Annotated in this window: 11 protein-coding genes; 3 read left to right on the top strand and 8 right to left on the bottom strand. The window is 22.0% G+C overall.

Going from position 1 to position 17,025, the window contains the following annotated elements:
• Window positions 1–184: 184 nt before the first annotated feature.
• Window positions 185–1,348, top strand: coding sequence for an exodeoxyribonuclease VII large subunit (locus KTO59_RS00240; RefSeq protein ID WP_284928126.1), 1,164 nt, complete (start codon window positions 185–187; stop codon window positions 1,346–1,348).
• 1,249 nt (window positions 1,349–2,597) lie between these two features.
• On the opposite strand, the gene KTO59_RS00235 is transcribed toward KTO59_RS00240, so the two are convergent.
• Genes KTO59_RS00235 through pheS form a run of 8 tightly spaced genes read right to left on the bottom strand, consistent with a single transcriptional unit; the run spans window position 2,598 to window position 13,036 of the window.
• A complete protein-coding gene (locus KTO59_RS00235; protein WP_284928125.1) occupies window positions 2,598–3,755 on the bottom strand; it encodes an extracellular solute-binding protein in 1,158 nt (385 codons plus the stop codon).
• Window positions 3,756–3,761: 6 nt separating this feature from the next.
• On the bottom strand, window positions 3,762–4,550 hold the full coding sequence (locus KTO59_RS00230) for an ABC transporter permease (RefSeq protein WP_225696236.1): 789 nt from the start codon (window positions 4,548–4,550) through the stop codon (window positions 3,762–3,764).
• Window positions 4,543–5,385: an ABC transporter permease gene (locus KTO59_RS00225; RefSeq protein WP_284928124.1), complete on the bottom strand. Its 843-nt coding sequence runs from the start codon at window positions 5,383–5,385 to the stop codon at window positions 4,543–4,545. Before KTO59_RS00225 ends, KTO59_RS00230 begins: the two co-directional genes overlap by 8 nt.
• A 5-nt stretch (window positions 5,386–5,390) precedes the next feature.
• Entirely contained in the window at window positions 5,391–6,707 is a 1,317-nt protein-coding gene (locus tag KTO59_RS00220; RefSeq protein ID WP_225696238.1) for an ABC transporter ATP-binding protein, read from the bottom strand.
• Window positions 6,708–6,748: 41 nt separating this feature from the next.
• Window positions 6,749–8,572, bottom strand: coding sequence for a translation elongation factor 4 (gene lepA / locus KTO59_RS00215; RefSeq protein ID WP_225696239.1), 1,824 nt, complete (start codon window positions 8,570–8,572; stop codon window positions 6,749–6,751).
• Window positions 8,573–8,625: 53 nt separating this feature from the next.
• Entirely contained in the window at window positions 8,626–9,537 is a 912-nt protein-coding gene (gene rsgA, locus KTO59_RS00210) for a ribosome small subunit-dependent GTPase A (RefSeq protein WP_225696240.1), read from the bottom strand.
• Window positions 9,538–9,570: 33 nt separating this feature from the next.
• The gene (gene pheT, locus KTO59_RS00205) at window positions 9,571–11,952 is read right to left on the bottom strand and encodes a phenylalanine--tRNA ligase subunit beta (protein WP_284928123.1); all 2,382 of its coding nucleotides are present in this window, start codon (window positions 11,950–11,952) and stop codon (window positions 9,571–9,573) included.
• Window positions 11,953–12,004: 52 nt separating this feature from the next.
• Window positions 12,005–13,036 carry a phenylalanine--tRNA ligase subunit alpha gene (gene pheS / locus KTO59_RS00200; RefSeq protein ID WP_284928122.1) on the bottom strand — a complete coding sequence of 344 codons (1,032 nt, stop codon included), beginning with the start codon at window positions 13,034–13,036 and terminating at the stop codon, window positions 12,005–12,007.
• 862 nt (window positions 13,037–13,898) lie between these two features.
• Here pheS and KTO59_RS00195 point away from each other — a divergent pair.
• Both KTO59_RS00195 and KTO59_RS00190 read left to right on the top strand, forming a co-directional pair.
• Complete coding sequence (locus KTO59_RS00195; protein ID WP_284928121.1) at window positions 13,899–15,743, top strand: ABC transporter substrate-binding protein; 1,845 nt, start codon at window positions 13,899–13,901, stop codon at window positions 15,741–15,743.
• 22 nt (window positions 15,744–15,765) lie between these two features.
• The coding region (locus KTO59_RS00190) for an AAA family ATPase (protein WP_284928120.1) at window positions 15,766–17,025 on the top strand (1,260 nt) is incomplete at its 3' end.

Below are 17,025 nucleotides of genomic sequence, written 5' to 3'. Positions count from 1 at the left end.
ATTATGGCTCAATGACAAACTCAAAAAAAAGTGAAAACAATATAAAATTAAATTAAAAAACTCCGAAAATAAATTAATAATTTAAATAAAAAATTTGTGATTTTTAAAAAAATGTAATATAATGTTGATATACAAAAAAGTTCTAAATTTTAATATGTTTTAAATATATAAAGGAAAATAACAAATGGAATATTCTATAGAAGACTGCCTAAATGTTGCTGATTTTTTAAAAAAAATTGACGAATTTAGAGATAAATATAAAAAAAATAAATTACCTTTAATCCAAGGTTATATTAAGCGAAATCAAAAAGGACAATTTTTCATTACTAATCAAAAAAATGATAAGGAAATTAGAATAACAGGAAATTCAACATTTAAAACAGAGATAATAAATCAAAGTATTATTATCCAAAGTAAGTTAATTTATAAATATTTTTATACACGTTGGACTTATAAATTAGAAATTGTTAATTGTTTATTGATAAAAAATATTAAAGACGAAAATTGTCAAAAAAATATAGAAAATAAAGATATAAAATCAGACGGAAAAATAGGGATTTTAACAAAAGAAGGATCTGATGCTCTTTCAGATATTAAATGGGAATTAAAAGAAGCAAATTATCAAAAATACAAAATCTTTTCTGTTCTTACGCAAGGACTCGGAGCTATTGATGATATTTGTAAAATGGTTAAAGAAGTAAATGATAAACATAAATGTGATATTATTTTACTTAGTCGTGGAGGCGGCGATGAATCAGAAATTAATAATGTTTTTAATAATTCAGATATAATCACAGCTATTAAAAATTCAAAAATACCGATTGTTACCGCAATAGGACATGCAAAAAATATTACTTTTTCTGATTTAGTAGCTTTTGATAATGATACTACGCCAACATCTGGTATTCAAAAGATTCTTAAATTAATAAAATCTGTTGATAAGGGTAAAAACAATTATAACAATCATAATGATAAATCATCAGAATTACATTTAGACAAAATTATTCAAAAAATTGTAAAAGGTCCTTTAGAAATAATAAATATTGAATTTTCAAATAAAAATATCCTTATTGATATATACAATGAAGATAAAAATATAATTATTTTAAATGGTTTTTTGTTAAGTAAAATATTAAATGAGTATAATTTCCAAATTTATCTTTTAAAGGCTAATATTATAAGTAATTTAAATTTAAAACAAAAAATATTATATTTAAATAAAGAACAATTACAAAAAAAAATAACTTTTCGATTTTTAGATCCCTCTACTAATAAAACTATCGATTATAATCACAATCAAAAGTTATTATCTATCAATACAAACATAATAACAAATTTTCCTTTTTAACGATTAAATATTTAGTTGATGTTTCGCCATTGATTAGTATAATATTGGGTATATTTTTATCTTTAGATATTATAAATTAAAAAAAATTTATTTAAATATTTGCAAAAATAAATTTTAAATATTAAAATTAATGTATCATATAATAAATACAAAATAAAAAAATTTATGACTATTTATAAGGTTTTGATATTATACTAATTCATTTTTTACAAAATATTTGTTATAAATAATAATAATATTCATAAATATGAATCAAAAAGAAATAAGATAATTGAATATATATATTAATGAATTTTAACAATTATAATTTTAATAATTATAATTTTAATAATTCATAGAAATTTTTAAAATTATAAAAGAAAGTGTTTTTATAAAATTGATAAAATTTGTATCAAAATTAGTTTAGGTAGAGTTATATGTTTTATAATTTTAACATCAATTTTAATAGGTTTAGCGATTACTGTAGTTAATAAAATACAGTCTAATATTCCCGAAGTGCAATAATTTTCATGTATTGATTTAGAAAAAACATATCTTCAATTGAACGAATCCCAACTAAACAAATCCCAACGAGAAAAATTCAAAAAAAATATCAGAAAAAGAAAATAAATCATTGATAGCAATAAACGAATGGAATAAAAAACACTCAATAAAAATATATGCAATTTATATAGCTTTAATTGTACTTTCTGGTTTAATTTGCTTTATTAGTCAAAAAGATAAAAATTTACTTTTAGAAAATATCAATATCCGCCTTATCCGCCACAAAATCCTTAATATCAAGGTATTCTAAAACTTTAGACACTTTTTGTAAGAAAATTTTAAAGACTAACTATTAAGTTAGTCTTTTTTTATTATTAAAAAATTAAAATAATTTCATTTCTTTTCTAAAAACATTTTTAGAAAGGAATAAAATTTTAAGACGAAAATTATTTAAAGATTTTTTTAAAAAAAATATCTAAAATTTTGAAACACTACGCACCTTCTCAACCTCGACAACTGTAATAATCTTAAAAGCAGTTGATTTATCACTATAAAGTTGTATCAAAAATATAACAGTGCAAAATTAAATTTTTTAATTTCTTTTTTTACTTAATCAATAAATTTTAAATTTATATTATTTTGTGTAATTTATTTAAAAAAGAACAGAAAATTTATTCTATTCTTTTTTTAAATAAAAAAATAATTTTAATTTTTATATAAAAAAATTTTAAATAAAAAAAATATCTAAAATCATAAAATAAGATAATTATATCTTTATAAAGATATATATTAATAAAAATAAAAATAAAATAATTAAACCTAAAATTATTAAATATTTATCTTTAGGATCGTAATAAGAATAAATTTCATTCCAAGCATCACTAATTTGTTTTTTATATGTTTTATTGTATTTATATATCTTATCTTTTTCAATTATTTTTAATTCTAACGGATTATTCTCTTTTATTTGTTCATCATTTTGTTCATCATAAGGAGAATCATAATTAATAAAATTATTATTTTTTTTTCTATTTTCTTCTTTTAATAAAAAATTAATAAAATCATAAGCACCTTCTTTTTGACTTTCTTTAGGTAAAACTAATCCATCAAACCAAATATTAGTTCCTTCATTATTAAATGGATAATATTTTAAATTTTGATTTTGTTTCATTAAATATCTTGCATCACCTGAATAAGCTACAGCAATATCATAATATTCATTTTTCTCTATTTTCATTCTATCTAATAATTGATCGGTGATAAAAGATAGATTGATATTTTGTCTTTTTAAGTTTATTAACCATTCTTTAGCTTGTTGGATATCTTGTTCTGAATTTAGACTAATATCTTTATTGATAGCTTTTAATCCTATAAATATTCCTTCAAAAGCGTTATTATATAAAGCGATTTTATATTTAGGATTAATTATTAAATCTTTCCATTCAGATGATAATTTTCCTTCAGAAAATTTATCATCTCTATATAAAAGTCCTAAGTTTCCATAAAAATATGGAATAGTAAAATCTAATATTTTTGTATCTGTTATTTTTTCTTTCAAATTTTTAAAATTTTCATTTATTTCCGGTAAATTTAAAAATTTAGTAAAATCAATTTTTTCTAAATGATTATCTTTTAATTGTTCGATAGCGTATTCGCTTAAAATGGCGATATCATATTGATTACCAGCTTTAATTTTGTTAATTGCTAATTCATTAGATGAAAAAAAACTTTGTTTTATAATAAATTTATCTGATTGTTCATTATATTTTTTTATAATACTAGGGTCTATATATTCTCCCCAATTGAACAATAAGATAACCTTTTTATTATCTGGATTTTTATTTTTTATTTTGAAATAATAAAATAAACATAAAAATAAAATAGAAACAACAATAATAATAATAGAAAGTATTTTTTTTTTCATTTATGATTATGATCTTTTCCTAATTTTTATTAATTCGATTGTTATTTTGAATAAAACAACTAAAATTAAAATAGAAGATAAAGCATTAATAGTAGGATTAATCGTTCCTTTTAAACTATAAATATAAGCAGATATATTTTGATAATCGGAACCACCAGCAAAATAAGAAATAATAAAATCATCAAAAGATAATGCGAATGCAATACCAGCACTAGCTAACATAACATCTTTTAATTGAGGGAAAATTATTTTAATAAGAGTCTGAAAAGAGGTCGCTCCTAAATCATAAGCAGCTTCAATTAAATCTAATTCTAAAACGCAACATTTAGTATATACAGAAATTAAAACATAAGGAATGCTAAAAGAAATATGAGCTAATAACATTCTCCAAAAACTACTTTTTAAACCAATAAAACTAAATAAAACAAATAAAGATAAGGCGGTAATAATTTCAGGTATAATAATCGAAAATTGATTAATATTTAATATAAGTTGGCGCCATTTTTTTTTATAATTCATTAAAGAAATAGCCGCTAAAGTTCCTAAAATAGTAGAAATTATAGTGGATAAAATAGCAATTTTAAAAGTGATAAATATAGAAGATTTAATAGTTGAATCTTCTAAAATTTTTTGGTACCATTTAAAACCAAATTTATTAAAATGAACTAAGGAAGAAATTCTTCCTTCATTTTCATTAAAAGAAAAAATAATTAAAGAAATTATAGGTAAATAAATAAAAATAAGAATTAAAAATAAATATATAAAAGATAATTTTTTTTTATTTATTTTAAACATTAGATTTATTTTTTTTTTCAAATTGATTTGGCTTATAAAAAGTTAAAATATAAAGCATTAAAAATGTTAAATTAATAGCAATAGCGCAAGCGCTTTTAATATCACCAATTAAAAAAATTTTATTTTCAATTAATTCACTAATAACAGTAATAGTTGTCGGACCTAAATATTTAGGAACTACAAGATTAGTTGCAATTTGTAAAGAAACTAAAATAACTCCTGTAGTTAATCCTGGAAGAGATAAAGGAAAAATGATTTTTTTAAAAATTTGTGCTTCATTTGCTCCTAAATCTTTAGCCGAATTAATTAAATTATGATCTATTTTAGAAATACTAAGAAAAATAGGCAAAAACATATAAGGAAGGAATAAATAAACAAATCCGATTAACATGGCTGAATTAGTTTCTAATAAATTTATACCGAAAATTTTTCTTATTAAAAAAAAAATTTGCATCAAAGATTGAATTTTTAAAATCATATTAATCCATATTGTACCATTAATTAATAAGGTTAAAATAGATTGTATTGGCGTACTATATTTAGAAACTATATAAGCGAGAGGATAAGTTATTAAAAGGATAAAAAAAGTCGATATAATTGCTATTAATATAGACCGAAATAAAACATAAATAAAAACTTTTGTAGTATAAAAATCTTTATAATATTTCAAAGTAAAAGAGATGTTAAAAAGGCTATTTTTATTACTTTCTTGAATAGAATCTAAAAAAATAATAAAAATAGGAATTAAAATAAATAAAATAATAATAATAAAATAAGGCAAATATAAAAATTTATAAAATTTATTTTCTTTTTTATTTTGGATTTGAGAAAACATTTTAATTACAATACCTCCATAATATGTAAGTCTTCAGGATTGAAAAAAATACTTATTTGGCTATTTACTTCGACAAAATCAGTTGTATGTACAATGTAATTACGATATTTAGTTTTTATATTTACTTCCCAATGGACCCCTTTAAACGAAATATAATTAACAACTCCATCAAATAATCCTTTTTTTGGTGCAACAATATCAATATCTTCAGGACGGATAACAATATCTACTTTTTGATTTTTTATAAAACCAGAATCTACACATTTTAAATCTTTATCATCAAAAAAAACCAAAAAATCTTCTTTCATAATCCCCGAAATTAAATTAGATTCACCTATAAATTTGGCTATAAATTTATTAGCAGGTTCGTTATAAATATCTTGTGGTGTTCCTATTTGTTGAATTGCTCCTTGGTTAATAATAACTATTTTATCACTCATAGTTAAAGCTTCTTCTTGGTTATGAGTGACAAAAATAAAAGTAATTCCTGAATTTCTTTGTATTTCTTTTAATTCATATTGCATTTCTTGTCTTAATTTTAAATCTAATGCTGCTAAAGGTTCATCCAATAATAAAACTTTAGGTTTATTAATTAAAGCTCGCGCTATAGCCACTCTTTGTTGTTGACCTCCTGATAATTGACTAATATCTCTATTTCCTAATCCTGTTAAACCTACTAATTTTAAATAATGTAAAACTTTTTCTTTTATAAATAATTCTTTTTGTTTTGGTGATAAAAGTTTGTTTTTTAATTTATAAAATTCTTTATAAAAATTGTTTTCTATAATTGTTTTTTTTATTTTAAAATCTTTTTTGAATTTTTCGAATGAAGGATTTCGTTTTTTCCAAAAGAATCCAAAAAAAGAAAAAAAAGATTTTTTCTTTTTTTCAGAAATATTAGAATTTATTTGTTCAATTTTAATTTTATATTCTTGTTTTATTTTTTCTATTTGTTCTTTTTTTTCTTTTTTTAAATTTTTTATTTTTTGTTCATATTTTTCGTTTAAATTTTTAATTCTTAACCCGAAAGCAATATTTTCAAAAACATTCAAATGTGGAAATAAAGCGTATTTTTGAAAAACTGTATTAATTAATCTTTTATGAGGAGCAACATTTACAATACTTTCATTATTAAATAAAATATCTCCGTTACTCATATCTTCAAAACCACCAATAATTTTTAAAATGGTGGTTTTTCCGCAACCTGAAGGGCCTAATAAAGTTACAAATTCATTTTCTTTAATTTCTAAATTAATATCATTTAAAATAATTTGATTATTGATTACTTTTGTGATATTTTTTAATTCTATTAAGTTTGTCATTTCGTCCTTTCTTTACAAACAAACTAAATATTTTAAATAATTTATTTGTTATCGCTAGATAAAATAGCTAAAAAGGCTTTTTGAGGCAACATTACTTTTCCCAATGATTTCATTTTTTTCTTACCTTTTTTTTGTTTAGCTAATAATTTTTTTTTTCGAGTCACATCTCCACCGTAACATTTATCAATGACATTTTTACGCATAGATTTAATAGTTTCTCTTGTTATTACTTTTTTCCCTATAGCAGCCTGAATGACTATTTCAAACATTTGTTTAGGAATTAAATCTTTTAATTTTTGGCAAATTTTTTTCGATCTTTGATATGCAAAATTTTCATGACTAATAAAAGATAAAGAATCAACTATCTCTGAATTTAATAAAATATCTACTTTTTTTAATTTACTAGGATAATATTCATCTAATTGATAATCGAAAGAGGCATAACCTTGAGTAGAAGACTTTAGTTTATCAAAATAATTATAAATAGCCTCAGAAAGAGGTAATAAATATTTCAACATTACTCTATCATGATCTAAGTATTGAATATCTTGTAATTTTCCTCTTTTATTTTGAGAAATTTCCATTACTGTTCCGATATACATTTCAGGACAAGTTAAAAAAGCTTTGATGTAAGGTTCTTCAATACGTTCAATAGATTGATTATAAGGCCATTTGGCTAAATTATCGACAATAATTTTTTTATTATTGGCTTGATAAATATGTAAAACTACAGAGGGAGCTGTAATAATAACTTCGATTCCGAATTCTCTAACAATTCTTTCTTGAGTAATTTCCATGTGTAAAAGTCCTAAAAAACCAATTCTAAAACCGACACCTAACATCTTTGAACTTTCTTTTTCGTAGCTTAAAGAAGAGTCGTTTAATCTTAATTTTTGTAAAGCTTCTGTTAAATGTCCAAATTTTTTTAAATCCACAGGAAATAGACCACAAAAAACAACTGGATTAATACGACGATAACCAGGCAAAGCAGGCACTTGATGATTATGACTTAAAGTAATTGTATCTCCTACACGAACATCGTCAATATTTTTTATAAAAGCAGTTAAATAACCAACATCTCCTGCTGCTAAAAAATCTTTTTGGATTGGTTGCGGACGAAAAACACCTACTTCCATTACTTCGTAATAAGCTTGACTCGAAATAAAACGGATTTTATCTCCTTTTTTAATAATTCCATTAACAACACGAATAGAAGGAATTACTCCTTTATAAGAGTTAAAAATAGAATCAAAAATTAAAGCTTGTAATGGTTTTCGAGCATCTCCTTTAGGGTACGGAATATATTTAACAATATTATCTAAAATTTCTGGAACACCTGAGCCTGTTTTACCACTTGCAATAACCATTTTATCAGTATCTAAATTTAATTTTTCTTTAATTTCTTTTTTTGTTTTTTCAATATCTGCTGCTGGCAAATCAACTTTATTTAAAACAGGAATAATTGTTAAATTATTTTCTAAAGCTAAATAAACATTTGTCAAAGTTTGAGCTTGTATCCCTTGTGTAGCGTCAATTACCAAAAGGACTCCTTCACAAGCAGCTAAAGAGCGTGATACTTCATAATTAAAATCAATATGTCCAGGTGTATCAATTAAATTCATAATATATTCTTCGTTATTTTTATTTTTATAATGAATTTCTGCTGTATTTAATTTGATAGTAATCCCTTTTTCTCTTTCTAGATCCATAGAATCTAAAATTTGAGATTTCATATTTCTTTTTTGAATTGTATTCGTAATTTCTAAAATTCTATCAGCTAAAGTAGATTTACCATGATCTATATGTGCAATGATAGAAAAATTTCGAATTTTTTTTTTTTTTTGATTTATTTGTTCTAAATTCATACTCGAACCTATTAATGATAATTTTTAGAATATATATAATAATAAATAAAAAATTAATTTTTTTTCTTTTCGCTTATTTCTTTTATAAAAGATAAATAATTATTATAACGAATAGTAGAAATTAAACCTTCTTTACAAGCTTCTTTGACTTTACATTTTTTTTCATTAATATGTAAACAACTATAATTAAAAAAACATTGATCAGCAAAAATTAAAAAATCATCATAAAAATTTTTAACTTCTTCGATTTTAAAATTTAATAAATCTAATTTTGAAAATCCTGGAGTATCAGCAATATAACCTTCATGAAAAAAAAACAATTTAGAGTTTTTGGTAGTATGTTTTCCTCTATTTAAATATTTGGAAATTTCTTGAGTTTTAAGATTAAGAGAAGTTAAAGCGTTAATTAAAGTAGATTTTCCTACACCTGTTTGACCTGCTAAAATAGTTATTTCATTAGTGAAAAGATTATATAAAGGATGTAAATCAAATCTATTTTTACTATCTATATAGTGAATAGGGAAAAATTTTTTATAATAAGATATTTTCTCTCGGAATAAAATTAATTCAGATTCAGAAATTAAATCTATTTTAGTAAAAATTAAAATAATTTTTAATTTAAATTTTTTTAAAATTAACAAAAATTTATCTAATAATTTAAAATGAAATTTAGGTTCTACTAAAGAAAAAACTAAAAAAACTTGAGTGATATTACTTATATTAGGCCTATTTAATGAATTCGAACGTGGAAGAATACTATCAATAAAAAATTCATTATCTTTCTCCTCATATAAAACTAAATCGCCAATTTTGATTTTAGAATATTCTAAATCATTATTTGTTTCTTTTTTAAAATTATAATATTTTATTTTCCCTCTTACTTTAGCATTAATTTGTTTTTTTGTTTCTAAATCTATAAGTGCATATTCTTTTATTAAGAATTCAATTACAATACCTTTACGCAAATAAATACAACTCCATATTAATATATTTCTTCATTATCTTAATTTAATTCCATAAATTTCTTGCATTTTGTCTTCTATTTTTTTCATAATTTCATTAACAACTCCTTTAGATAAACTTTTATTTTTATCATTAAAAGTGAAACGAAAAGACAAAGAATATTCTTCCGTATTTAATCTATGATCTTCATAAAGATCTAATAATTCACATTTAATTAAAATATCTGATATTTCTTGTTTTAAAGTTTTAAAAATTTCTTCAAAAGAATATTTTTTAGAAATAAAAAAACTCAAATCTCTAATAATAGAAGGTAATTTACTTATTTCATTAAAAACAATATTTTTGGAATTTTCTAAAAATTCGTTTTCTAAAGCAATTTCTAAAAGAAAACTTTCTTTTAAATTATATAATTTTTGTACAGAAGGATGTATTTCTCCGATAAAACCAATTTTTTTATTTTTATATAAAATATTAGCTTGTTTACCAGGATGGAAACTTGAATATAAAGTGGTTTGTTGCAAATCAAATTTAATTCCTAATAATAAACTTATTTTATCTAAAATACCTTTTAAAACAAAAAAAGAACTTACTATATTAGGTTTAATCCAACCTAAAGAATTTAAATTACCACTCAAACCTATTGATAAATGTAATTTTTCTTCTTGATTATTATAAACCTTTGCTGTTTCAAAAAAAAGATTATCATAATTATTATGTTTCTGATTATAACTTAAAACTTCGATCATACTACCACTTAAATGTTGTCTTAAAATAGTATTTTCATGAGAAATTGGTTTTGCAACTTGTATATAATCTTGTTGATCGGAAAATAATTTTAAATTTTTTAAATTTACTAAACTATAAGTAATTATTTCATATAAACCTAAATTGGTCAATAAATCTTTTAATTTATATAATGTTTCTTGTTTCTTATTTCTTAAAGAAATTTTATTTTTTTTTAATGATGGTAATTTTAATTTATTAATTCCGTATATTCTAATTATATCAGAACACACATCTTCAGGAATCACAACATCATGTCTTCTAAAAGGAGGTTTTAATTTAAAAATATCATTTTTAAGTATTTCTACTTCATAATCTAATTTTTTTAAACAATTTTCTATCTCTTCAGAAGAAAAAACAGAACCTATTTTTTCTTCGACAAATTTTAAAGATAATAAAATTTCTGGTTTTTTATTGTTTTTAATTTTTTGGGATAAAATATTCGAAATTTGACATTCTTCGTTTAATGGTTTTAAAAGAAAATCAAATCTATTTAAAGCTTCTTTTACCAAAGATGAATCGATTCCTCTTGTCCAACGTATTTTTTTTTCATTTTCTAAATTTATTTTTTTAGAATTTTTCAAAATATAAGAAGGAGCTAAATAAGATGTAGTTATAATAATTTCATTGGTATCTTTATTAATATTATTTGAATAAGAATTGACAATTCCTAGAATAGATAAAATATTTTGACCACTAGCTACAACTACATCTTCTTTACTTAAAAAAATTTTTTTTTCTGAATCGATTTGAATAAATTCCTTTTCCGAAGAATTTCTTATTTCGATTTTTTTTTCTTTGAAATTAGAAACATCAAAAACGTCTAAAGGAATACCATACTCTAATAAAACTAAATTTGTAATATCTACAATATTATTGACAGGAATTATATTATGATTTAATAAAAGACTTCTTAACCATAAAGGAGATTTTTTAACTTTTATATTTTTAATATAAAGTAGATTATATTCCCAACAATTTTTATTTATAATTTGTATTTGAAAAGGATTTTCTTCTTTTTTTGTTTTTTTTGTTAAAGAAATAGGATAATCCAATCGATTAATACTGTTTAAACTTTTTAAATCTTCAGCAAAACCTATATAAGATAAAAGATCACCTCTGTCCGAAGTAATATTTAATTTTAATAAAAATCCTTTTAGGTTTAAATATTCTAAAGCATTTTCACCAACAGGAGCATCATTTTCTAAAATTAAAATTCCTTTTTTTTCTTCTTCGCTTAAAATATTAGGATCTAATCCTAATTCTTGCGCAGAACAAATCATTCCAGAAGATTTATGTCCGAAAATATCTTTTTCTTCGATATGAAGTTTTATTGATTTTAGATAAGCCCCGATCAAAGCAACTACTACTTTTTTATCTTTTTCAAGATTTGAAGCTCCACAAATAATTGTTAAATGATTATCTTTAATATCTACTGTTACGACATGAAGTTTTTCCGAATTAGGAACTTTTTTAAATTCAATAATTTTTCCTATAATCAAAAAATCATTAGGTTCTAATATTTCGCATTTATCTATTTCGGTAATATGATTATTGATTAAAAATTGTAATTCGTTTAAACTGTAATCATTTAGAGAAAGATATTTTTTTAAAATTTTTTCATGAATTATCATTATTTTTTATATCCTTTAAAATTAAATAATTTAATTTATTTTATTAAAAAGTTTAAACAAATTGATTTAAAAAACGAATATCGTTATTGTAAAAATGTCTAATATTTTTTATATTTTTTTTTAACATTGTGATTCTTTCGATTCCCATACCAAAGGCTAAACCAGTATATTTTTTATTATCAAAACCTACATTATCTAATACTTGGGGATGAATTAATCCAGCTCCTAATATTTCTAAATAAACTTTCTTTTTGTTTGCCCCTTCCATTACTAAATCTACTTCAAAACTTGGTTTAGTAAAAGGAAAATAAGAAGGACGAAGTCTTATTTTTTGTTCTTCTCCAAAAATATGTTTAACAAAAGATGTAATAATTTCTACTAAATCTGTTAAACTAACTTTAAAATCAACATAAAAACCATCTAATTGAGTAAATTGATGACTATGAGTATCATCGTCTTTATCTCTTCTATATACTTTTCCAGAAGAAATAATTTTCAAAGATTTATTACGTTGTTTTAACATAGTTTTAATTTGAATAGGAGAAGTATGAGTTCTTAAAAGATTTTCTGGATTATTTTTTAAATAAAAAGAATCTTGCATATCTCTTGAAGGATGATTTTTACTCATATTTAACATTTCGAAATTGTATAAATCAGTTTCTATTTCTGTCCCTTCATGAATAGAGTATCCCAAATTTAAGAAAAAAAATTCTATTTCTTTAATCATTTGATTTAAAGGATGCATACACCCTTGCGGAAATTGAAAAGAAGGCAAAGTAACATCTATTTTTTCTTTTGTTAACTTTTCATTTAAAATTTTATTTTCTAATAAAGTTTTTTTTTCTTTAAATAAATTGATGTTTTTTTGTTTAGAAATAAAAATAACTTTTTTCAATTCTTTTTGAATTTCTGGATTGTAATTATTAATTTCTTTTAAAATATCTAAAAAGAAACCTTTTTTTCCTAGATATTTTGTTTCCAATTCTAATAATTTTTTTATTTCGTTAATGTTTTGCAATTCTTTAATTATTTTATTTTCTACTTCAGTCAATATTTTTTTTAATTCGAAAATATTTTGATACATAAAATTTATTTCCCCTTTTTATTTATTAATTAAAAAAACTCTAGGATTTTTTTAAAGAAAAAAATATTTTTTTAATAAAAATATAAATTTAAATATATAAATATACTATATATAATAATAACAAAATAAAAAATATATTTTTTGTTTTTTCATTAAAATTTATTTAGAAAATATTTTTATTTATTAATATTTAAATTTTCTTATAAAATAATTTTATATTTTTTTTGTAAAACCTTAAATTAATATAATATTTTTATTATATTATTATATGAAAATGAGCGGCCAAGAGACCTAAATATTATGTTATCTAAATAATATCCAGTATATTCTGAGACCTCAATAGTCATAAAAGTAGCTTGACCATTTGATATAAAGTAAGTATGTGGGGATAAATGTGGTGTTCTGAAAATTTATAGACGTTTTTTTGTTTTTTAAAAACTCTTTAAAACTAACTATTAAGTTAATCTTTTTTTTAATAAATTATAAAAAGTTAAACAATTACGTTTTAAAATTAAAAAAACAATATTTACTTTTTTTAATATAAATATTTTTAAAAATTTGCAAAAAAATAATTAAAAACATTAGTAAATTAATTTTACTTAAAATTAAACTTGTTTTTTTTTGTGATTTAATTATAATTATATTTAAATAATAATTTTATTAAAAGAGATTATTGTTTAAAAAAAGAAAAAATAGGATAGATTTTTGTATTTATTAATGGTATATAATAATTTTTTAACGTTATAATAAATTTTAATTTTATAACTTTATAATAAAATAGATTATAATTATGTTCGACTTTATTATATTTTATTAGATAAATATCAAAATTTTCCAAATATTAGGAAGAAAGAGGTATATTTTGTTTAATTTAAAAGTTTTTTGTCAAAAATATTTTATTCATATTATTGTTGTTTTAGTAGTTTGTATCTTAGGAATTGCTTGTTATTTGAAACTACGTAAACCAGTTATACCAAATTCTCCACAGTCTAATCCGAATATGAACGAACCCAGTCTTTCAAATGATAATAATAATTTTATTTACTCGATTCCTAATGAAATAGGTCAAATTTTTCCAAATGAAACTAATAGTGCGGGGGGATGCTTTGATCAATATATGGACGGTCAAGAAGCTCTTATTCAATTTCCTTTAACATCACCTTTTTTTCAAGAAGTTGTAGATGAAAATAAATTTAAAAATTTTAGTTCAGAACAACAAAAAGAACTTGTGAGTTTGAATCAACATCAAATTCCTCGCACTTTTAAATTCAACTTAATTGAAAAGATTTTGCACCCATCTATTGATAATAATACAATTTTAAATAATTCTTTAGAAATTAAAGATAAAAAATTTACTTTTAAATTAAAAAATAATGCTATTTTCGAAAATAATGAACCCATTGACGCAAAAATTATTAAATATACTTTAGAAAAATACTGTAATTTATCGAATTTTAAAGATATTTTAAATTTGACAGATAATGATTATATATCAATCGATTCTAATAATCCTTGTGTATTTACTTTAAATTTTAAAACTGAAACAAGTTTATTAGAAGTAATTAAAAAAATTAATAAAATTTATTTATTAGAACCAACTTCTTTTGAAAAATCTATTATAGAAAATCAAACTCAATATGGCACTAAAGATCATCCTTTTATATCTTATGGACCTTATAAAATCAAAGAAGGATATAATAGCAACAAATGGATTTTAGAAAAATCAACTTCTTATTTTGATAAATCACAAGAAGCCGTACCTTATAACCATATAGAAATTTTAATTGAACATAATAACGGATGTGAAGATCACGAAAAAGAATTATTTTTAGATAAAAAAATTAGTTATTGTGCAATTGAAGCTAATCAAAAAGACGAACGATTCAAAGAACATTATAATAAATCATTGTTTTGCAAACCCGATTTATATTCTTTTATATTGAAGTTATCTAATGGTGGTAGAGTAGAAAATATGGATTTAAGAAAAGCTTTATTTTATGGAATTGACAGAAAAAAATTATCAAGTTTTCTTCCAAATGTTTTCCCTTCTTTGAATTATATGAGCGATAATTATTGTTATCCTAAGTTATCTTCTGTAAAAACATATAATTTGACTAATGAACACGAAACAAATATCAATGATAAATTACAACAAGATTTAAATGAATTACCTGATGGAAACCCATTAAAAAACCAAATTACAATACAAAAATTAAAAGATAATTATGGTTATAATAAAGATTTAGCGCGTTATTTTTTTCAAAAGTATATTACTGATACTAATTCTGATGGGGTTGTTACTTTGACTTTAAGTAATAGAGAAGGTATGTTTACTAGCGAAGCATTTATTGACGAATTTAAAAAACAATTGGAAGAATGTTTATCAATTGCGTCAGATAAAAAAATAATTATTGATTATAGATTAAATGATACAAAAACTGATCTAAATATTTTTGTTTCCGGAATGAGTCCTGAATGTTTTATTTTCCCTTCAAGAACACCAAATACTTTAACAAAAGAAGAAAAAGAACACATTCATGATGAATTAGAACCACAAGCTTATAAGCAATTATTCATGATTCCTTTATGTTCTCAAAGACAAATACGTTTTTTACATAATCCTGAAGAAAATTTTAAAAAATATTTTATTATTTTCGGTTTTAGAAATCAACCTTTAGATTATTGGAACCCAGAAAACATAAGTTAATTTATAGGAAAAGAAAATAAATATGAAAATTTTTAAAAAACATAATAAAAAAACAATTGTTGTAATTGTTGTAATTCTTCTAATAATATTTAGTTTTTTGTTTCAATTACTTAAAATAGGTCAATTTAACCCAGAAGGCCAACCAATTACTGAAAGCCAAATGCTCAGTAAATTATCTCGTTCAGATATTAGTGAAAGTGTTAAATACAGCACTTATTATACTATGTTTATGAAAGATAAGCCTTTTTCTATTAGAAAAGTATATAAAATAGAATTAAAAACTAAAAATAACGAGATATTTAAAAGCGAAATTATTCGAAACAATAGCAATAGCGATAAAGAAATGAGTTTTGAATTATTATCAAGAGATAAAGTTTGTTATCAATTTGAAATAAATTTTTTTAGTTGGTTTTTAAGTTTATTTGATACTTCAATTAGATATGTTCAACTTTTATCGAGTTTAATTTTTACTATTTATATTTTTATGGCTATTAGACGTGAATCTGGAAATTTACAAAAAAACCCGTTAGTATCTTCGAAACAAAAATCTATTTTTACTTTCAAAGATGTTGCTGGCAACGAAGAAGAAAAAGAAGAAATGAAAGAATTAATTGATTTCTTAAAAAATCCTCGAAAATATGTTACCATCGGGGCTTCTATTCCTAAAGGTGTTTTATTAGAAGGCCCTCCTGGGACTGGTAAAACTCTTCTTGCAAAAGCTTTAGCTGGAGAAGCTGGAACTCCTTTTTACGCTGTAACTGGTTCGGAATTTATGGATAGGTATTTCGGTGTAGGAGCTTCGCGAGTTAAAAAATTATTCCAAGAAATTAGAAACAATGCTCCTTGCGTTTTATTTATTGATGAAATAGATACAGTGGGTAAACAAAGAGGATCGATAGCGAATGATGATGGAAGTACTATTAACCAACTTCTTACTGAAATGGACGGATTTAAAAAATCCGAAGGTATTATTATTGTAGCTGCAACCAATAGAGCTGATATCTTAGATCCAGCTTTAATAAGACCAGGTAGATTCGACCGTCATTTTATTGTAGGTCTTCCTGATATCAAAGCACGTGAAGCTATTTTAAAAGTTCATGCTCGTAATAAAAATATTTCATCTGATATTAATTTTCATCAATTAGCCAAACAAACTCCAGGAATGAGCGGAGCTCAATTAGGAGCTATTTTAAATGAAGCTTCTATTTTAACAGTAAGAAATCAAAAAGAAATGATTACAATGGAAGAATTAGAAGAAGCGATTGATCGTGTTTTGATGGGC

The organism is Candidatus Phytoplasma sp. AldY-WA1 (genome assembly GCF_020312115.2).
In the GTDB taxonomy this organism is placed as follows: domain Bacteria; phylum Bacillota_I; class Bacilli_A; order Acholeplasmatales; family Acholeplasmataceae; genus Phytoplasma; species Phytoplasma vitis.
The sequence above is the reverse complement of the archived record's forward strand: the minus strand, read 5'-3'. Positions and strand labels throughout refer to the sequence as shown.

Excerpts from the sequence above, each read along its gene's own strand:
- KTO59_RS00230 (WP_225696236.1), bottom strand. The coding sequence starts at position 4,550 with ATGTTTAAAATAAATAAAAAAAAATTATCTTTTATATATTTATTTTTA.
- KTO59_RS00235 (WP_284928125.1), bottom strand. The coding sequence starts at position 3,755 with ATGAAAAAAAAAATACTTTCTATTATTATTATTGTTGTTTCTATTTTA.
- pheS (WP_284928122.1), bottom strand. The coding sequence starts at position 13,036 with ATGTATCAAAATATTTTCGAATTAAAAAAAATATTGACTGAAGTAGAA.
- KTO59_RS00220 (WP_225696238.1), bottom strand. The coding sequence starts at position 6,707 with ATGACAAACTTAATAGAATTAAAAAATATCACAAAAGTAATCAATAAT.
- lepA (WP_225696239.1), bottom strand. The coding sequence starts at position 8,572 with ATGAATTTAGAACAAATAAATCAAAAAAAAAAAAAAATTCGAAATTTT.
- KTO59_RS00240 (WP_284928126.1), top strand. The coding sequence starts at position 185 with ATGGAATATTCTATAGAAGACTGCCTAAATGTTGCTGATTTTTTAAAA.
- pheT (WP_284928123.1), bottom strand. The coding sequence starts at position 11,952 with ATGATAATTCATGAAAAAATTTTAAAAAAATATCTTTCTCTAAATGAT.
- KTO59_RS00225 (WP_284928124.1), bottom strand. The coding sequence starts at position 5,385 with ATGTTTTCTCAAATCCAAAATAAAAAAGAAAATAAATTTTATAAATTT.